The organism is Kitasatospora sp. NPDC059673 (genome assembly GCF_042734215.1).
In the GTDB taxonomy this organism is placed as follows: domain Bacteria; phylum Actinomycetota; class Actinomycetes; order Streptomycetales; family Streptomycetaceae; genus Kitasatospora.
Window position 1 is genome coordinate 255,359 of record NZ_JBHWEN010000005.1, and the last position, 16,491, is coordinate 271,849.

General features: G+C 73.1%; 21 protein-coding genes. 11 read left to right on the plus strand and 10 right to left on the minus strand.

The window, feature by feature from the left end; genetic code table 11:
* The first annotated feature begins 122 nt into the window (after nucleotides 1-122).
* From ACFV18_RS09090 to ACFV18_RS09100, 3 genes are all read left to right on the plus strand, one after another.
* Nucleotides 123-635 (plus strand): DinB family protein, encoded by a 513-nt coding sequence (locus tag ACFV18_RS09090; protein ID WP_380480846.1) that lies wholly within the window; start codon nucleotides 123-125, stop codon nucleotides 633-635.
* 86 nt (nucleotides 636-721) lie between these two features.
* The gene (locus ACFV18_RS09095; protein WP_380480848.1) at nucleotides 722-934 is read left to right on the plus strand and encodes a hypothetical protein; all 213 of its coding nucleotides are present in this window, start codon (nucleotides 722-724) and stop codon (nucleotides 932-934) included.
* A gap of 78 nt (nucleotides 935-1,012) precedes the next feature.
* Complete coding sequence (locus ACFV18_RS09100) at nucleotides 1,013-1,606, plus strand: hypothetical protein (protein WP_380480850.1); 594 nt, start codon at nucleotides 1,013-1,015, stop codon at nucleotides 1,604-1,606.
* Nucleotides 1,607-1,620: 14 nt separating this feature from the next.
* On the opposite strand, the gene ACFV18_RS09105 is transcribed toward ACFV18_RS09100, so the two are convergent.
* The 3 genes from ACFV18_RS09105 to ACFV18_RS09115 form a co-directional block, all read right to left on the minus strand.
* Complete coding sequence (locus ACFV18_RS09105; RefSeq protein WP_380480852.1) at nucleotides 1,621-2,124, minus strand: hypothetical protein; 504 nt, start codon at nucleotides 2,122-2,124, stop codon at nucleotides 1,621-1,623.
* 405 nt (nucleotides 2,125-2,529) lie between these two features.
* Nucleotides 2,530-2,931 (minus strand): hypothetical protein, encoded by a 402-nt coding sequence (locus ACFV18_RS09110; RefSeq protein WP_380480854.1) that lies wholly within the window; start codon nucleotides 2,929-2,931, stop codon nucleotides 2,530-2,532.
* A gap of 141 nt (nucleotides 2,932-3,072) precedes the next feature.
* Complete coding sequence (locus ACFV18_RS09115; protein ID WP_380480856.1) at nucleotides 3,073-4,005, minus strand: DNRLRE domain-containing protein; 933 nt, start codon at nucleotides 4,003-4,005, stop codon at nucleotides 3,073-3,075.
* 242 nt (nucleotides 4,006-4,247) lie between these two features.
* On the opposite strand from ACFV18_RS09115, the gene ACFV18_RS09120 reads away from it, so the two are divergent.
* Nucleotides 4,248-4,904 (plus strand): NADPH-dependent F420 reductase, encoded by a 657-nt coding sequence (locus ACFV18_RS09120; RefSeq protein ID WP_380480858.1) that lies wholly within the window; start codon nucleotides 4,248-4,250, stop codon nucleotides 4,902-4,904.
* 32 nt (nucleotides 4,905-4,936) lie between these two features.
* On the plus strand, nucleotides 4,937-5,680 hold the full coding sequence (locus ACFV18_RS09125; RefSeq protein ID WP_380480860.1) for a PIG-L deacetylase family protein: 744 nt from the start codon (nucleotides 4,937-4,939) through the stop codon (nucleotides 5,678-5,680).
* Nucleotides 5,681-5,885: 205 nt separating this feature from the next.
* On the opposite strand, the gene ACFV18_RS09130 is transcribed toward ACFV18_RS09125, so the two are convergent.
* From ACFV18_RS09130 to ACFV18_RS09140, 3 genes are all read right to left on the minus strand, one after another.
* Nucleotides 5,886-6,581 (minus strand): DedA family protein, encoded by a 696-nt coding sequence (locus tag ACFV18_RS09130; RefSeq protein WP_380480862.1) that lies wholly within the window; start codon nucleotides 6,579-6,581, stop codon nucleotides 5,886-5,888.
* 36 nt (nucleotides 6,582-6,617) lie between these two features.
* Entirely contained in the window at nucleotides 6,618-6,818 is a 201-nt protein-coding gene (locus tag ACFV18_RS09135) for a DUF1918 domain-containing protein (RefSeq protein WP_380480864.1), read from the minus strand.
* A 300-nt stretch (nucleotides 6,819-7,118) separates the two neighbouring features.
* Nucleotides 7,119-7,787 (minus strand): TetR family transcriptional regulator, encoded by a 669-nt coding sequence (locus tag ACFV18_RS09140; RefSeq protein WP_380480866.1) that lies wholly within the window; start codon nucleotides 7,785-7,787, stop codon nucleotides 7,119-7,121.
* 124 nt (nucleotides 7,788-7,911) lie between these two features.
* On the opposite strand from ACFV18_RS09140, the gene ACFV18_RS09145 reads away from it, so the two are divergent.
* Entirely contained in the window at nucleotides 7,912-8,751 is an 840-nt protein-coding gene (locus tag ACFV18_RS09145; protein WP_380480964.1) for an adenosylcobinamide amidohydrolase, read from the plus strand.
* On the opposite strand, the gene ACFV18_RS09150 is transcribed toward ACFV18_RS09145, so the two are convergent.
* Complete coding sequence (locus ACFV18_RS09150; protein WP_380480868.1) at nucleotides 8,720-8,926, minus strand: DUF6011 domain-containing protein; 207 nt, start codon at nucleotides 8,924-8,926, stop codon at nucleotides 8,720-8,722. The two genes, ACFV18_RS09145 and ACFV18_RS09150, sit on opposite strands and share 32 nt — an antisense overlap.
* Before the next feature lie 178 nt (nucleotides 8,927-9,104).
* Here ACFV18_RS09150 and ACFV18_RS09155 point away from each other — a divergent pair, with 178 nt between their 5' ends.
* Nucleotides 9,105-9,728: a DNA-binding response regulator gene (locus ACFV18_RS09155; RefSeq protein WP_380480870.1), complete on the plus strand. Its 624-nt coding sequence runs from the start codon at nucleotides 9,105-9,107 to the stop codon at nucleotides 9,726-9,728.
* Nucleotides 9,729-9,804: 76 nt separating this feature from the next.
* On the opposite strand, the gene ACFV18_RS09160 is transcribed toward ACFV18_RS09155, so the two are convergent.
* Entirely contained in the window at nucleotides 9,805-10,560 is a 756-nt protein-coding gene (locus tag ACFV18_RS09160) for a beta-glucanase (RefSeq protein WP_380480872.1), read from the minus strand.
* Between the two features lie 178 nt (nucleotides 10,561-10,738).
* On the opposite strand from ACFV18_RS09160, the gene ACFV18_RS09165 reads away from it, so the two are divergent.
* A complete protein-coding gene (locus ACFV18_RS09165) occupies nucleotides 10,739-11,425 on the plus strand; it encodes an aspartate/glutamate racemase family protein (RefSeq protein ID WP_380480874.1) in 687 nt (228 codons plus the stop codon).
* 32 nt (nucleotides 11,426-11,457) lie between these two features.
* Here the strand turns inward: ACFV18_RS09165 and ACFV18_RS09170 are convergent, their stop codons facing one another.
* The gene (locus tag ACFV18_RS09170) at nucleotides 11,458-13,128 is read right to left on the minus strand and encodes a sensor histidine kinase (RefSeq protein WP_380480876.1); all 1,671 of its coding nucleotides are present in this window, start codon (nucleotides 13,126-13,128) and stop codon (nucleotides 11,458-11,460) included.
* 9 nt (nucleotides 13,129-13,137) lie between these two features.
* On the opposite strand from ACFV18_RS09170, the gene ACFV18_RS09175 reads away from it, so the two are divergent.
* The 3 genes from ACFV18_RS09175 to ACFV18_RS09185 all read left to right on the plus strand — a co-directional run bounded on the left by ACFV18_RS09175 (nucleotide 13,138) and on the right by ACFV18_RS09185 (nucleotide 16,027).
* Nucleotides 13,138-13,557 carry a hypothetical protein gene (locus ACFV18_RS09175; protein WP_380480878.1) on the plus strand — a complete coding sequence of 140 codons (420 nt, stop codon included), beginning with the start codon at nucleotides 13,138-13,140 and terminating at the stop codon, nucleotides 13,555-13,557.
* A gap of 93 nt (nucleotides 13,558-13,650) precedes the next feature.
* Nucleotides 13,651-13,962, plus strand: a complete 312-nt coding sequence (locus ACFV18_RS09180; RefSeq protein WP_380480879.1) for a hypothetical protein — start codon at nucleotides 13,651-13,653, stop codon at nucleotides 13,960-13,962.
* A gap of 151 nt (nucleotides 13,963-14,113) precedes the next feature.
* Entirely contained in the window at nucleotides 14,114-16,027 is a 1,914-nt protein-coding gene (locus ACFV18_RS09185; protein ID WP_380480881.1) for a serine hydrolase domain-containing protein, read from the plus strand.
* Nucleotides 16,028-16,039: 12 nt separating this feature from the next.
* Here ACFV18_RS09185 and ACFV18_RS09190 read toward each other — a convergent pair whose 3' ends face one another.
* Nucleotides 16,040-16,429, minus strand: coding sequence for a VOC family protein (locus tag ACFV18_RS09190; RefSeq protein ID WP_380480883.1), 390 nt, complete (start codon nucleotides 16,427-16,429; stop codon nucleotides 16,040-16,042).
* Nucleotides 16,430-16,491 lie beyond the last annotated feature (62 nt).

Sequence of the window (16,491 nt, forward strand, 5' to 3'; positions counted from 1 at the left end):
TCGGAGAGTGGCTGGCTGTGCGTCAACCGGCGGTGTGCGTACGGGCGTTGGGTGGTCGGGGTGCGGTCGAGGTGTCGGAGGTTCTGCCTGTCGGCGGCTTCGGCTGCTGCGATAATCGACCGATGAGCGCCATCGAACGCCCCTTGCCGCCCCTGAACGCCGACGAGCACACCACGCTCGAAAGCTGGCTCGACTTTCACCGCGTCACCCTCGCCATGAAGTGCGAGGGCCTGGATGATGAGCAGGCCGCCGTCGCGTCCGTGCCACCGTCCGGCTTCACATTGACCGGCCTCGTCCAGCACATGGCGGAGGTGGAGCGGAACTGGTTCCGCCGAGTATTTGCCGGAGAACAGGCCCCGCCCATCTACGACCCGCAGGCCGACCCGAATGCCCCCGACGGCGGCTTCGAACTGGCCCAGGGCGCCACCTTGCACGACGCTCTCGCCACCTGGCACGCGGAGATCGCCCGCGCCCGCGAGCTCTGTGCCGACCGAGCTCTGACCGATACCGGCCGCTTCATGGAGCAGGACGTCAACCTCCGCTGGATCTACGTCCACATGATCGAGGAGTACGCCCGTCACAACGGCCACGCCGACCTGCTCCGGGAGCGCATCGACGGCACCACCGGCGTATGACACCGGATCAGTTGGTGTCCGGCCTGTTGTGAGGTGACGCGCCGCCGGGTTCCGTGCCCGGCGGCGCGCCGTGTCAGGGTGCTCGGGTGGCTGAACGTGTACGCGTGCGCGAGATCGACAACGACGAGGGCAGCGGCTGCTGCGGATCACCCGTCGGGGCGCCGGGGCTGTTCACCACGTGGATCAGTCCGATCCGCAGCCGCGGACACCGCTTCCGCTGGTCACAGTGGCGGCGGCGACACCAGGCCCGCGCCCGCAACTCCCACTACCGCCGCCGCCGGGCCGCCGTACAGCCATGAGGACAACGGTCTACAGCCGGGGTACTGGAGGAAGTTGAATCGGACAGCGTTGGGGCGGACGGAGCCCAGGACATTCCGGTGTTGGGCGGAAGCATGTCCAGGGGGGGTGCCGCTGCAGCCGGTGTTCTCGTAGACGGTCGCCGTGCTGTCCGTCTCGTTGTCTGCGCCGCTCGCGGGGAGGCCGAAGCTGATGCACTCGCCGCTCGGCGGGTCGACCAGCGTGTGGTCCACCCCGTAGTCGGGTGGTGCGAGCAGGCGGCCTCGCAATCGCGATCATCTGCACTGCTGGTCGACGGCCTGGGCGCGTTCACGGCGTTGGCCTACTTCGTTCCGGCGATGGCCGGGGTCATGGGTGCCCCGCCGATACTGCTCGTCGTGATGGTGGGGAGCGGATTTCTGCTCGGCGTCCACCTCGGGTATCTCAAGACGTGGCTGCCGTTGGTGAGTTCGGGGAGTACGGCCGCGGTCTTCCTGCTGGGGGAGGCGATCTTTGCGGCGGCGGCCGGGGGTGTCGTTCCGGTGTTTCCGGACGGGGTTCGGACGGGGTTGACGATCGTGGTGTTCGCCGAAGCTCCGGTGGGCGTCGGGACGGTGTTCGGGTTGGCGTTGCGGTGCGTCCGGCGGTGGCAGAAGCGTGCCTGTCGGCACCGGCGGCTCGTCGCGCCCCGATAGTGGGGGGTGGGGCGTCAGGGTGCCTCGAAGTCGCGGATCTTTTCGGCTGCCGACCAGAGCTGCCGCCCGTCGGCGTCGAAGGCGGCCAGGTCCACGGCTGTACCGGGGACCACGGCGTAGGCGAAGAAGGCCCGGCCGTTGTGGGGGCGGGTGAGGGGGACGGGTTGCGGGGGGCTGGCGGTGAGGTGGGCGACGGTGGGGTCGGCTGCGCCGTAGATGAGTAGGACGCGGGGGTCGAAGGCGTCCAGGGCGACGTTGAGCGGGGCCGCGCGGGAGACGGGCGGGTCGCAGCCGCTGCCGGCCGGGTGTCCGGCGACGGTGGCCTGAGTGCAGAGCTCGCCCCCGACGGACACCAGGTCCACCCGCCAGGGGACTCCGTCCTGGGTGCCTTCGCCGATCAGCGCGACGGGGGCCGCGGAGATGTCCACGGTCGGTGGCGCGGTGGCGCGGGTCGGGGCGCAGGCGGTCAGTAGTGCGGTGAGGCAGGAGAAGGCGACCAGAACGCTCCTCGAAGTCACGGGTTCCTCCGGGAAGTTGAAGCAAACGGTCGGCCCTGGCGCCGAGGGAATCGGGCCGGCCGTGGGTGGGGTGCGCGGTGGAAGCGGCCGCGCAGGGGCGGACGCGTCGTGACCGGGGGGTGGGCATGTTCACAGTCGGGCCCGGGCGGGTCAGAGGTGTCGTGGGGTAGGAGGGGGTGACATTGCATTGCCTCGAAGTTGCGGGTTCTGCCGGTTAGTTGAGGCAAGCGGCTGGGCGGTGTGCGCAGGCGCGCGGTGGTGGACGTCAGGGTGTGGGCGCTCAGTGGCGTCGTGCGGCTTCGCCTCGAAGTCGGGGGCGTTTCCAGGCAGTTGAAGCTCACGGCCGGTCCCGGGGTCGAGGAGCCGGGGCCGGCCGTGGGGAGGTGGGGCGGTGGGGTGGTGGGGTTACGCGGTGTAGGCGGATGCGCAGGGGGCGGAGGCGTTGTGGCCGCCGTTGTCCTTGCCGAACCAGCGGAGGTAGTAGGAGGTTCCGGTGTTCACGGCGATGTGGCGCGGGTCGGTGTGGCTTCGGCCATCCGCGCCGTAGCTGTAGCTGGAGAAGACCTTGGAGCTGTTGTGGGTCCGGACGAGTTGGACGTAGAAACTGCGGGCCGCGCCGCCGGCGCAGCCCTTTCCGCCGATCCTGATGCTGCCCGAGGAGGGGGTGAAGTCCTTACTGGCGTGGTAGGAGCCGCTGCCGAAGGACTGGGAGAACGCGCCGGCCGGGGCCGCTGCGAGGGTGAGGACGCCGGTGGCGGTCGCCGCGACTGCGGCGATGCGGGTGACAGAACGCCAACGTATTGCCATGGAATCGACGGTAGGAGCCGGGCGGATCGGTCGACAACAGAGCATCCGGGAATTCACTGGAACAGGGGACGGTGCGCCCACTTGTTCGTTTCGCAACTCCGCGTATGGGGCACGGAGTTAGACGTCAACATCGGTGCCCGGTCAGCCCGTGGTGACCACCTGGAGGACGGGCGGACAGGCGGCGTTCTCGCGGCTGTTGAGGTTGACCGCCAGGCCCACCCGGCCCGCGGGCCGGCCGACTGTCAGGGTGAGTGCCGGGTCGGCGGTGACGGCGGCGGTGACGTCCAGGGCCACCCAGTCGGCGGCGGTGGAGATCCGGCCCGTGCCGAGGGCGGCACCCGGGGCGGGGCAGCAGGCGGGGCAGCGGTTCCAGGTGGCGGCTGTCTCCTGCCAGGCGCCGGGCGCGGTGGCGAAGGCCTGGAGGTCCGTTTCGGTGCCGCCCGAGTCCGCGACGACGCCGCGCACCCAGAGCACCGCACGCCGTACCTTGCCCGTCAACTGCGAGGTGTCGAAGGCGAATAGTGCCCGCCGGGAGAAGCCGGAGCCCGAGGTGTTGGTGTTCTTCACCGTCAGGATGGTGGCCGTTCCGTAGTTGGTGTCGGCGTACGAGCCGTCCCGTACGTAGGTGTCCTGCACCGGGGCCAGCAGGACCGCGTTCGCGGCCGCCGCCGGGCCCGAGGTGCGCAGTGTCACGGTGCGGGCGGCGCTCTGGGTGCCGCCGAGTTCCGCGAGCAGTTGGACCGAGGGGCCGGTGGCGAGCACCGTGACACCGGTCGCCGGGTCCGCCGTGACGTAGCCCGGGCGGGCCACCGTCACCCGCACCGTGGCGACGGTGCGGGACGGGTCGGCCACCGAGATGCTCACGGTGCCGCCCGACTCGCGGACCAGCACCGAGCACGGCGCCGAGGCGGTGATCGGGCCGGCGTTGCCCGAAGGGCAGGCAGGACACGACGCCTCCGGGAGGGGAGTGGGTGCGGGGCGGGGACTGGGAAAGCGTTTTCCGGGTGCGGGCGGTAAGCGCTTTCCCGTTGGGGCGTCAACGGGTCGGACACCCAGTTGGTAAGCGCTTTCCACCCCTCCGGAGTGCGGGTTTGCGCATGCGGTGGCGCGCGCGGGTGCGGGCGGTGCGGGTGGCGTGGGGGCGGTGGGAGTCGCATGGTAGTGGGCGGGGGGTGAGCGTGCCTGGAGAGATGGGGGAGGCTGACTGACTGTGTGTCAGTGGCGGCTCGGGTAAGGTGCGTTCGGCTTGTGGGCCGGTCCTGGACGGGCCGGTCGGACAGAAACGAGCCGGTCGGACAGACGGGGACGGAGTAGCAATGCGGATCGGAATCATCGGTACCGGTACGGTCGGCCAGACGCTCGGCGCCAAGCTGGTCGCCCTGGGCCACGAGGTCACGCTCGGGTCGCGCAGCAAGGACAACGCCGCCGCCATCGACTGGGCGGAGCGCAACGGCCCGCGCGGCCGGGCCGGGACCTTCGCGGACGCCGCCGCGTTCGGCGAGCTCGTCATCAACGCCACGGCCGGTACCGTCGCGCTCGCCGCCGTGGAGCTCGCCGGTGCGGAGAACCTCGCCGGGAAGGTCCTGCTGGACGTCTCGAACCCGCTGGTGTTCTCGCCGACCGGGGAGATGACCCTCGACCCGGTCAACGACGACAGCGTGGGGGAGCAGTTGCAGCGGGCCCTGCCCGAAACCCGGGTGGTGAAGGCGCTCAACACCGTGACCGTGACCGTGATGGTGGAGCCCAGCCGGGTTCCGGGTGAGCACCAGCTGTTCGTGGCCGGCCAGGACGCCGAGGCCAAGGCGCAGGTCACGGCGCTGCTCGGCGAGTTCGGCTGGCCCGCCGAGCGGATCCTCGACCTCGGCGGGATCGACGCCGCCCGGGGGATGGAGATGCTGATGCCGTTCTGGATGCGGCTGATGCGGCACTTCGGCCACGCCGACTTCAACTACTCGATCCGCACCGCGAACTGAGCCGGTCGGGACCGAACAAGGAAGGCGCCACCATGAGCACCCCCGCCGAGCAGCCCCCGTACCTCCCGCTGGACGAGGACTGGGACAGCGCCCTCGCGATCGTCGCCCACCCCGACGACATGGAGTACGGCGCGGCCGCCGCCGTCGCCCGCTGGACCGGCCAGGGCAAACGCGTCAGCTACCTGATGGTCACCAGCGGTGAGGCCGGCATCGACAGCCTGGAGCCCGCGCAGTGCCGGCCGATACGCGAACGCGAACAGGTCGAGTCCGCGGCCGTGGTCGGCGTCGACACCGTCGAGTTCCTCGGCTACCCGGACGGCATCGTCGAGTACGGGCTGCCACTACGCCGTGACCTGGCCCGGGCGATCCGCCGGCACCGCCCCGACATTGTGATCACCACCAACTTCCGCGACACCTACGGCGGCGTGTTCCCCAACCAGGCCGACCACATCGCCGTCGGCCGGGCCGCGCTGGACGCGGTGCGGGACGCCGGGAACCGCTGGGTGTTCCGCGAGCTCACGGCCGAGGGCCACCGGCCGTGGAACGGCGTCCGCCAGCTCTGGGCGGCCGGCTCACCGGACGGGCAGCACGCCGTCGACACCACCGAAACGTTTGCTGCCGGGGTCGCCTCGCTGGAGGCCCACCGTGCCTACCTGGAGGGCCTGGGCGGGCAGATGGCCAACGCCGCCGAGTTCCTGGAGTCCATGGGCCGCGCCGCCGGGAGCCGGCTCGGTACCGCCTTCGCCGCGTCCTTCGAGGTGATCACGTTCCGCTGAGCCCCGGGGCCGGGTCGTCCTGGGCCGGGTCGCTGTGGGTGGGGTCCTGCCGGGAGCAGGTCCAGTGAGGTGGTCAGCAGGCCGGGGTTGAAGTCGGTCAGGGCGGTGGCGCGCCCGGTTTCGGGAGCACGATGGCTACGCAGGGGTGGCGGCGGAGTACGGCGAGCAGGGCGTCCACCCGCACCGGAGTACGTCCGAGGGCGTGTCAGCGGTGGCCGTTGCCGTCGGCCGGGACGTCCTCGCCGTTGTCCTGGTGCGGGATCCGGCCCGCGGTGTCCTGTGGTGGGCGGCGGCGGTGGCGCAGCCAGGCGCGGGTCGCGAGCAGGGCGAGCACGGCAAGGACGGAGACCAGCAGCAGAACCTGGTAGCGGACGGCCTGCCGGTACAGGACGGTGATGTTGCTGCCCGAGAAGTAACCGACCATCGCCCAGACGCCCGCCCACAGCGCGGCGCCCGCCGCGTTGGCGGGCAGGTAGCGCCGCAACGGCATCTCGGTGGTGCCGGCGACCACGCCGTTGGTCTGGCGAAGCCCGTCCACGAAGCGGGCGCCGGTGACCACCAGGGTGCCGCGGCGGCGGAAGAAGTCCTCGGCGCGGGCCATCCGTTCCGGCGTGAGCCGCAGATAGCGCCCCCAGCGGTGGACGAATGCCAGGCCGCCGGTGCGGCCGATCAGGTAGGCCAGGGCGTTACCGGCGAACGCGGCCAGCACCGCGACGGTCAGCACCACCGGCAACGAGAGCCGCCCCGCGCCCGCGTACACGGCGGCCAGCACCAGGATGGTCTGGCCGGGCACCGGGATCAGGCAGTTGTCGAGGAATACCAGGACGCCGACCGCCAGATAGCCGTAGTCGTCCAGCAGCGGGGCGAGCTGGGCCAGTGGGCCCGGCAGGGGCGGGGGCAAGGCGGACCGTTCCTCCCACCGGGCCGTGGCCCGGGATCAGCGCTGCTCCTCGGCGAGCCGGTGCTCGACGACGCAGTCGGGGCCGGGGTAGACGAGGCCGGAGTGGCCGTCCTCGAAGCGGACCAGGTACGGCGGTTCGCCGTCGGTGCCGCGCACCTCGACGATCTCGCCCCTGCGGTCGTGCATGCCGACCGACCTGCTGTACATGTGAACGTGGTCTCCCACTGTGGCTTGCATCGCTGCTCCTGCGGTTCGGCGGTACCGGTGGGACGGGGGCGAGCCCCTGATTCCACTGTGCGGCGGCGCTCCGGGCCGTGCAATGGCGGAACCGGTCAGCCCACGGTGTGCGGCGGCGCGGTCACAGGGTGGCGGGTCCGGGTGCGGCGGTGCGCCCACGTGGCGCCGGGCCGTGCGGGGCTGGCCCGTGCGGGGCGGCGCGGTCACCGGGCGGCGCGGTCGAAGGACGGCGGCGGCGAAGGGCGGCGTGGTCACCGGGCCACGCGGTCGAAGGGTGACGAGGGCGCTCGGGCCCGCGGCTCAGCCGGCGGCCGGCGGGGTGGCGAGGTAGCTGCGGACCAGGCGCTTGCATTCGGCGATCAGCTGCGGGTCGCCGTCCGGGTCGGCGCGGAAGGCGAGCTTGAGCACGGCGTCGGCGCACTCCATGGCGACCCGCAGGGCGAGGGCGTAGCCGGGCGCGGCGAACAGTTCGCCGCTGATGGTGCGCAGGCGCAGGGCGACGGCCGCGTTGTTGTCGAGCTCGGCGTCCAGCAGGTGCAGGTCGTCGATCTCGACGGGGACGGCGTCGACCAGGCCGAAGTCGAGGTGGCCGAAACCGGGGAGGGTGCGCTTCATCGTCACGAACTCCTCGACCGCGAGGTCGGTGAACTCGGCGACGCCCGGTCGTCCGGCGGCGTCCACCCGGCGGGCCAGGCCGTCCAGGAAGCACGCCAGGTTGCGTTCGGCGAGCGCGGCGAGCAGGCCTTCCTTGCCGGAGAAGAACTGGTACAGGGTGCCGATCGGCACCTCGGCGCGCAGCGCGACCTCCTTGGTGGTCAGCCCCGCCGGGCCGACCTCGTCGAGCAGGCCCGCGCACGCGTCCAGCAGCCGCTCGTACCGCTCCTGGCTGCGCTGCTGCACCGGGCGGCGGCGGGTGCCGGCCGCCGGGGCGCGGGAGGCGGAGACGGGGGCGGAGGGCTGCGCGGTCATGGCGGACACTCTGCCGCATCGGGTCGCGTCGCGGCCAATCCCCGTGCCAGGTCGGCGGGGCGGTGTGATTGGGTGGCCGTTCGACGGCGGACGGGAACGTTCCCCCGGTCCGGAGCGGGTGGTGTTGGAGCGGGTGGTGGAGGTGGCGGGCGTGGACGGGCGGCCGGTGACGGTGCAGCGGGCCGGGCGGATCGAGGACGGCGGCTGCCGGCACCTGTTGGTGTGGCGGGCCGGCCCGGGTTGGCGGATGGTCAGCTCCGGGGTGCTCGGCGGCGGCCTGGGCGAGCGCCACTGGGTCCTCAACGCGCAGGTCCGCGCCGGGTACGGGCGCCTCGACCCGGACGCGCACCTGGCCGAACTCGCCGCCGCGCAGGGCCTGGTGGGCCCCGGCGTGGGCCTGATGACGGCCGCGGAGGTGGACGCCTGCAGCTGGGCGGAGGACGGCGGCGTGACGGCCGTGGTCACCACCGGGATCGGCGTACCGACCTGGGCGGCCGCGCCCGGCGAAGCCGAATCTGACGGTTCGTCAACTCCGGTGTCCGCCAAGGCTTCCTACGTCCCCGGGACGATCAACGTGCTGGCGGTGGTCCCGGCGGCGGTGGCGGACGCCGGGCTGGTGAACCTGCTGGCGACGGCCACCGAGGCGAAGGTGCAGGCCCTGCTGGAGGCCGGTCACGACTGTTCGGGCACCCCGTCGGACGCGATCTGCGTGGCCGTGCGGACGCCGGTGGCCGGTGAGGCCGTCGAGCCGTTCGGCGGCCCGCGCTCGTACTGGGGGGCGCGGTTGGCGCGGGCGGTGCGCGCGGCGGTGTTCGAGGGCGCGGTGCGGGAGCGCGAGCGCCGCGCGGAGTGGGACGGGCCGCCGGTGCACCCGGCGACGGGTCCGGGCTGCGAGCTCGCGGATGTGCTGACGCTTTCCGGGGGAGGGGCTGTCAGGTGCCGGGGAGCTGGTCCTGGTCGATGACGTAGACCCGGGTGCGCTCGGGTTCGTCGGCGCAGTGCTTGCCGAGTTTCTCCCACCGGGACTCGGGGGAACGCAGCGGCCGGTGGCACCGACGGCACCGGACGACCGGGGCGGGACGGCGCTCGACGGCTGTCCCGGGCAGCGGTGGCTCGATGGTTTTCAGGTCGGTGCTCATCCCTCCAGTTCATCATTCCGGTCCGGCGGCCGTGCGACGGGGGCCGGAAAACGGGGTCCGACCTCCCGTCCGACCTCCCGTTCTCAGCTGGCAGCGGGCCGTTGGGCGGCCCGGCGGGGCGTCAGCTGCGGCGCGGGTATTCTGGGCGCTTCGCGCCGACGGGGGGAATCGGGACGCCATGGTGAGAGTGCTGCTGGCCGAGGACATGCACCTGGTGCGCGGCGCCCTGCGGGCGTTGCTCTCCGACGCCGGTGACATCGAGGTGGTGGCCGACACCGGGCACGGCGACCACGTCCTCCCCGTTGCCCTCGCCCACCGGCCCGACGTCGCCGTGCTGGACGTCGACATGCCCGGGACGGACGGCCTGACGAACGCGGCCGCGCTGCGTGAACGGCTGCCCGGCTGCGGGGTGTTGATCCTGACGGCGCACCGGCGGCCGGAGGTGCTGCGGGCGGCGCTCGCCGCCGGGGCGACCGGGTTCATGCCGAAGGACGCCCCGCCGGAGCGGCTCGCCGAAGCGATCCGGACGGTCGCGGCCGGCGGCACCGCGATCGACCCCGAACTCGCCGCCCGCGCCCTCACCGCCCCCGCCAGCCCGCTCACCGAGCGCGAGGCGCAGGCGCTCGCGCTGGCGGCGGACGGCTGCGAGCCGCAGGAGATCGCCAAGCGCCTGCACCTGTCGGCCGGAACCGTCCGCAACTACCTTGCCGCCGCCCAGGTCAAGCTCGACGCCCGGACCCGCCTGGACGCCGTCCGGATCGCCCGCGAGGCCGGCTGGCTGCCCGCCGGGGTCGCCCGGTAGCACGGTGGGTCGCGGGTGTTCAGGAGCGGTGTGCGCAGTGGCCGCGCGGAGAACCGCCCGGGCGGCCGGCTGTCCGTCAGAGCGCTGTGGGCGACGGGCTGTCGCGCAGCACGCGCAGGCCCCGGACCTGCCAGGAGATCCGGCGGACGTCGGGGCGGGGGCGCAGGTGGCCCCACTGGCCGGCCGAAACGGACAGGTTGACGATGATCCAGGCCCACCAGTCGGTGCCGACGCCCTGGCCGTCCGCGTGCACCTCCCGGCCGTCGACCGACCAGACCACCGAGTGGGTGCCGAAGCGGCAGCTGACGGTGAACCAGGTGCCCGGGGTGACGAGCCCGTCGAGGTAGGCCGGGTTGCCCGGGTTGACGTGGTTGCTCAGCTCCAGCATCCGCGGGTGGTCCGGGTGGTACTCCAGCACGTCCACCTCGCCGTGCCCCGGCTGGGAACGGCCCCCGCCGAGGTCGCGCCCCCACGTCCAGATCGCCGGCCAGGTGCCCTGGGTGGCCGTCAGCAGGCACTGTGCCTCCAGTACGTCCTCCGGCCGGAGTTCGAAGCCGCCTTGGGTGTTCTCGGTGGTCACCAGCGGCGTCCGCCAGCTGAACGGGTTCTCGCGCACCGCCGTGAAGGTGTCGCCGTCCGGACCGAAGCCCGGCACCAGGTGGTCCAGCTTGTTGTCGCCGCTGTTGCGCCCGTCGGGCGGGTACGCGGAGGAGGTGCCGGCCGCCCACTGCGAGCGGTCCGAGAACGGTGCGTCGAAGACGACCACGGGCCCGGCGGGTTCAGATGCGGTGGGGTCGGTGGGGCTGCCGTTCGGGGGGATCACTTCGGTCACCGGACACTCTCCCGGGTCGTGCGATTGGTTCATCCAGGGGCATTCCCGGCGAAAACGTTCTCCGATCGCCCGACCCACCGGCGCACTGAGGTGCGAGCTCCGGCGAGGGGGCGTGCGCGGGCGCGGGGCAGGCGGGCGTGGGGCCGGCGGGCCGGCCGGGGTGTGGCAGAGTGACACGATGAAGACGATCGGGCTGCTCGGCGGCATGAGTTGGGAATCCACGGCGGAGTACTACCGGCTGCTCAACGAGCTCACCCGGGAACGGCTCGGCGGGCTGCACTCCGCCAAGTGCGTGCTGCACTCCGTGGACTTCGCGGAGATCGAGCAACTCCAGGCCACCGGGCAGTGGCAGGCGGCGGGCGAACTGCTCGCGGCCGCCGCGCAGTCCGTCGAGGCGGGCGGCGCGGACCTGCTGCTGATCTGCACCAACACCATGCACAAGGTCGCGGATCAGGTCGCCGCGGCGATCGGCATCCCGCTGCTGCACCTCGGCGACGCCACCGCGGAAGCCGTACGGGCGGCGGGAGTTCGGCGGGTCGGGCTGCTCGGCACCGCCTTCACCATGGAGCAGGACTTCTACCGGGACCGCCTGGCCGGGCACGGACTCGACGTGATCGTGCCCGACGCGGCCGGGCGGGAGCTGGTGCACCGGGTGATCTACCAGGAACTGTGCATGGGCGTGGTCCGGCAGGAGTCCCGCGAGGCGTACCGGAAGGTCATCGCCGACCTGGTGGCGGCCGGGGCGCAGGGGGTGATCCTCGGCTGCACGGAGATCGAACTGCTCATCGGCGCCGAGGACAGCCCGGTGCCGGTCTTTCCCACCACCCGGATCCACGCGGCGGCGGCGGTGGCGGCGGCGATCTGAACCACCTGACCTACGACGGTGTTCGCGCGCCGTCAGGTCGGGAGGGTGACGGCCAGCGTCCAGTGGTTCGGGGGGTGGGGGCCGGTGGTGAGGGTGGCGTGGTGGGGGGTGGCGCGGGTGGTGAGGTTGGGGGTGCCGTGGCCGGGGTGGTGGGGGCCGGGGTGGGGGTGGTTGTTGGTGAGGCGGAGGCCGGTGGGGTGGAGGGTGAGGGTGCAGTGGGTGGCCCGGCTGTGGCGGAGGAGGTTGGTGATGCCCTCGCGCAGGACGGCCGCGAGGAGGGGGCGGGCGGTGGCGGGGGTGGTGTCGGGGGTGCCGGTGAGCCGGAGGTCGATTCCGGCGGCGGCCAACAGGGCCTGGGCGGAGACGAGTTCGCGGTCGAGGTCGAGTTCGGTGTGGTCGGCGGGGATGGCGCGCAGCTCGGTGAGGGTGCGTTCGGCGAGTGCGGCGGCTCGCGGCAGGTGGCCGGGGTTTCGTTCGCGGAGGGCGAGTTCGGCGGTGACGGCGATGGCGGTCAGGCCGGAGCCGAGCAGGTCGTGGACGTCTCGGGCGATCCGTCGCCGTTCGCGGGCGACGGCCAGTTCGGCCAGTGCCCGGCGGGCCTCGCGGACCCGGTGCACCAGGGTGGTGAGCAGCGTCAGGCCGTAGTAGACCAGCGCGATGGTGACCACGTCCACGGCCGCCGTCCCGCTCACCGTCCCGGCCGTGAGCACGGCCGCGCCGAACGCGGGCCAGCCGGCGGCGGGCGGCAGCAGGACCAGCGCGGACGCGGCGGCGAAGGCGAGCAGTTGCGGGTGCGGGCCGTCCGGCCCGAACAGCACCGCGATCGCGAGGATGCACTGGAGTGCCCACGTCCACTGGTGGCCCGGCGGGCGGATGCCCGGTGGGCGGGGGAGCGAGTGGTGGATCTGGAGGCCGGTGACAAGAGTCAACGCCCCCAGCGCGAAGGAGAGTTGGAGCGGATTGAGGTCGAGGCCGGTGAGGGAGAAGACGCCGACCGCCAGGTAGCCGAGGTGGACGGCGACCAGGATCGGCAGCACCGGCGCCGGCATCGGGCCGTCCGGCGCGGGCGTGGGATGCGGCGGTTCGGGCGTCGCGCGGACCCGGGCGGCGGCGCGGCGGGCGGTGGCCGCGACGGCGGCGGCGTCCCCGTCGGCGGCCAGTCGCAGGATCGCCGCCAGCGGGACGCCGATCGCGGCGTGCAGTTCGCGGGCCGCGCGCTGCCGCTCCGACGCGACCTGCGCGGCCGCCAACTGGTCACGCGCGGCGTGGAGTTCGGCGTACAGGTGGAACAGCCGGGTGAGCGCGTACACCGTCAGGCCCTGGGCGAGCGCGTTGCTCGCGCCGTTCGCCGCCCGGTAGCCGCCGTCCCCCGCGAGGGCCGCCGCGCCCGCCACCACCAGGGCGAACAGCACCCAGCGCACCGGCCGGCGGACCAGCAGCAGCACCGACGCGGCGGCGAACCCCGGCACGCCCGACCAGGGGGCGAGCAGCAGTTGGGCGGCCAGCGTCCACGCCCCGCGCAGCCGGGTCGTCCACGGCAGGCAGTGCACCGCCTGCACCGCCAGGGCCACCAGCGCGGCGGGCGCCGGCCACCAGCCGCCGTCGGCCGGCGCGGCCATCCCGAACATCGCGCCCAGCAGCACCAGTGACAGCACCACCGGGCCGGGCAGGCCCTCGTCCTCGTCCTTCGTTCCCCCGAACACCCGGCCATTGTGCCCGAGTTGATCATCCGGATCGCGCCCCGGGCGGCGGGTGGACGGCGCGGCGCGCGCCGGTGCGGGTTCGGCGAGAGGCTGGAATGGAGGCACGGAGTCGAGGAGGTCGCCATGACTCACAAGGCCCAGTGCGGGCCGGAACGGGACCCGGAGTTCTTCAGGGAGCTGGACGCGGTGTTCGCGAAGCACCCGGATTCCTCCAGGAGATATGCCGTGCGGTGCCTGGCCACTGAGGTCGAGGTGCTGAAAGTGGACTTCACGAAGCAGGTCGGGGTCTCGCGCATCGAGGGGGACCGGATCGTGACCGAGTTCCGCAGCCGCGAGGACTTCATCGACGGCGGTGAGGACGAACCCGCGTGCTGCGAGTGGATCGGCGAGTCGCCGCACAAGACCTGTGCCGTCTACTGCAAGGTCTGAAACTCCCGATGGACCGGGCGTGCCCCGGTGGGGTGCGGGCTGGGCAGCCGGGGAGAAGCCGGAGTTGAGAGGACGGAGACGTAGGAGGTCGCCATGACTCACAAGGCCAAGTGTGGGCCGCGACGGGACCCGGAGTTCTTCGAGGACGTGGCCGCAGTGTTCGCGAAGCACCCGGAAGTCTCGAAAAGGTATGCCATCGAGTGCCTGGCCGCTGAGACCGACGTGCTGAAAGTGGACTTCAGGAAGCAGGTCGGGGTCTCGCGCGTCGAGGGGGACCGGATCGTGACCGAGTTCCGCAGCCGCGACGACTTCAGGAACGACGGTGAGGACGGACCCGAGCTCCCGTGCTTGAGGTGGATCGGCGAGTCGCCGCACAAGACCTGTGTTCTGTTCGGCGGGATCTGAACTTCCAGCAGGACGGGCGCCTTCTGCCACCCCGGTGCGGCGGGGTGCGTCCTGTAGGGGTGCGCCCCGCAGGTGGGGGATGTGCAGAATGCATGCCGAGAGGTGCGTCAGGCACTGCACCGGCCACCGGGCCGGGGACGATCGTTGACGCATGATCAGTCGCCGAACCGCCGTCCTCGGTCTCGCCCTTGCCGCCGCGCTGCTGCCCGCCGCCGCGCTGCTGCCCGCCGCCGCACCCACGCCCGCCGCTCCCGTCGCACCCGCCGCGCCGGCGGGGCTGATCGACCGGACGGTGACGGCGCAGCTGAGCCGTGACCGGATACCGGGTGCCGCCGTCGCCGTGGTGAGCGCCGACGGGGGCGTGTTCACCCGGGGCTACGGCGTCGCCGACATTGCCGCCGGCACGCCCGTGGACCCGGACCGCACCGGCTTCTACCTCGGGTCGCTGGCCAAACTGTTCACCGCCCAGGCCGCCGCCCAGCTGATCACGGACGGACAGCTCGACCCCGGCGCCGACGTCAACCGCTACCTGCCACCCGCCAACCGGATCCCCGACAGCTTCCCCGGACACCCCGTCACCACCGACCACCTGCTCACCCACACCGCCGGCTTCGACAGCGACCTGGTCGGCGTCAACTCCGCCACGCCGCAGGGGATTTCCAGCCTGGCCGACAGCCTCGCCGCGCACCGCCCGGCCCGGGTCCGCCCGCCCGGGAGTGTCGTCGCGTACGACAACTACGGCGCCGCCCTCGCCGGGCTGGTGGTCGAACGCGTCAGTGGCCGCCCGTTCGCCGAGCAGCTGCGCACCCGCGTCCTCGACCCGCTCGGCATGGGCCGGACCTCGTTCGCCCAACCGCACCCCGACGGCCTGCAACCCGCCCACGGCTACCGGCCCGAGGGCGCGGACGGCTGGGTGGAGGAGCACGGCCAGTACGGCCCGTGGACGCCCAGCGGCCCCGGCGGGCTCACCACCGCCGCCGACATGGCCCGCTGGCTGCGCGCCCAACTCGCCCCCGACGCCGCCGGCCGCCTGATGCAGAGCATCCACTACCGGCAGGACCCCGCACTGCCTGGCATGGGCTACGCCTACGAGGGCTGGACCCGCGACGGCTTCACCGGCTGGTTCAAGGACGGCGACCTGCCCGGCTTCCACGGCAATCTGCTGGTGCTGCCCGAACAGGGCCTCGGCATCTACGTGGTGTACAACGGCGACGGCGTGGACGGCACCGCGAACTGGGACGGCAAGGAATTGATCCGCGCCGTGGTCGACGCCCTCCCCGGCGCGAAGCCGCCTGCGGGAGGCGGAAGTCCGGGGAGTGCGGCGGAGGCCGGGAAGGTCGCCGGGGCGTACCGCGCCGCCCGCGTCAGCCGGGACAGCCTGATGCGCACCGAGGAACTGTTCGGCTCGGTCACCGTCACCCCCGAGGGCAGCGGCCTGCGCACCGAAGGCCTCGCGCTCGACCCCCGGCACCCCGAACAGCACTGGCTGCCGCTCGGGGACGGCCGCTACCGGGAACGCGACGGGCAGGCCGAAATCGCGTTCCGCAACGGGGTGTTGACCTCCTCCGACAACCCGTCCACCGCCTACCGGGCACTGACCTGGCGGAATCGGCCCGGCCCGCGCCTGGCCGTGCTCGGCGTGGCCCTGACCGTGCTGCTGGGCGCGGCCGTCGCCGTCCCCGCCACCGCGCTCGGCCGCCGACTGCGCCGGCGCCCCGCCCACCCGCGACCCGCACAGGCCGCCCGCGCCGCGGCCGCCCTCGCCGGGCTGCTCGCCGCCGGATTCCTCACCGCACTGCTGGCCCTGGTCTCCGACGGCAACGCCATGATGGAGGCCGTCCCGCTGGGCACCCCGCTCGCCCTCGCTCCCACCTGGTGGGGCGCGGCCTTCCCGCTCGCCGCCCTCGCGGTCACCGCCGGCGCGGTGGCCGGCTGGCTGCGCCACTGGTGGCGCCTGCCCGGCCGCCTCGCGATGACCGCGACCGCGCTGGCCTGCTGCGCGTTCACGGCCTTCCTCGCCCAGTACCACCTGATCGCCGGCCCGTTGGGTGCCCTGCTGAGCTGACCGGGGCCGCGCTCAGACCAGGCAGGAGAGGCAGAACGGGTGGCCGGCCGGGTCCAGCAGCACCCGCCAGCGGTCCGGGTCCGGCTGGAACTCGGGGACGACGGCGCCCAGTCGGACCAGCCGGGCCTGCGCGGCGTCCAGGTCGTCGACGCCCAGTTCGAGGTGCGCCTGCTTCGCCCCGGACTCGTCCGGCCAGGAGGGCGGGCGGTGGTCGGCGACCCGGTTGAACCCGAGGCCGGCCGCGCCCTCCTGGCCGAGCAGGACGAACCCGTCGGTGGAGTACACGACGGGCAGGCCGAGCGCGTCGCCGTAGAAGCGGGCCAGTTCGGCCGGGTCCGCGCAGTCGAAGGTGACAGCGGAATAGCGGATCGCGGAGGTGTTCTCAGTGGTTCCGGTGCTCATGGGGGAGACGCTACGACCGGACCAGGACAGGTTCGGTCCTGGTCGTGCGGCACACTTCGGGG

Coding starts and splice junctions, on each gene's coding strand:
- ACFV18_RS09120 (WP_380480858.1), top strand. CDS start 4,248: ATGCGGATCGGAATCATCGGTACCGGTACGGTCGGCCAGACGCTCGGC.
- ACFV18_RS09155 (WP_380480870.1), top strand. CDS start 9,105: ATGGTGAGAGTGCTGCTGGCCGAGGACATGCACCTGGTGCGCGGCGCC.
- ACFV18_RS09090 (WP_380480846.1), top strand. CDS start 123: ATGAGCGCCATCGAACGCCCCTTGCCGCCCCTGAACGCCGACGAGCAC.
- ACFV18_RS09165 (WP_380480874.1), top strand. CDS start 10,739: ATGAAGACGATCGGGCTGCTCGGCGGCATGAGTTGGGAATCCACGGCG.
- ACFV18_RS09135 (WP_380480864.1), bottom strand. CDS start 6,818: ATGCAAGCCACAGTGGGAGACCACGTTCACATGTACAGCAGGTCGGTC.
- ACFV18_RS09125 (WP_380480860.1), top strand. CDS start 4,937: ATGAGCACCCCCGCCGAGCAGCCCCCGTACCTCCCGCTGGACGAGGAC.
- ACFV18_RS09180 (WP_380480879.1), top strand. CDS start 13,651: ATGACTCACAAGGCCAAGTGTGGGCCGCGACGGGACCCGGAGTTCTTC.
- ACFV18_RS09185 (WP_380480881.1), top strand. CDS start 14,114: ATGATCAGTCGCCGAACCGCCGTCCTCGGTCTCGCCCTTGCCGCCGCG.
- ACFV18_RS09140 (WP_380480866.1), bottom strand. CDS start 7,787: ATGACCGCGCAGCCCTCCGCCCCCGTCTCCGCCTCCCGCGCCCCGGCG.
- ACFV18_RS09110 (WP_380480854.1), bottom strand. CDS start 2,931: ATGGCAATACGTTGGCGTTCTGTCACCCGCATCGCCGCAGTCGCGGCG.
- ACFV18_RS09190 (WP_380480883.1), bottom strand. CDS start 16,429: ATGAGCACCGGAACCACTGAGAACACCTCCGCGATCCGCTATTCCGCT.
- ACFV18_RS09150 (WP_380480868.1), bottom strand. CDS start 8,926: ATGAGCACCGACCTGAAAACCATCGAGCCACCGCTGCCCGGGACAGCC.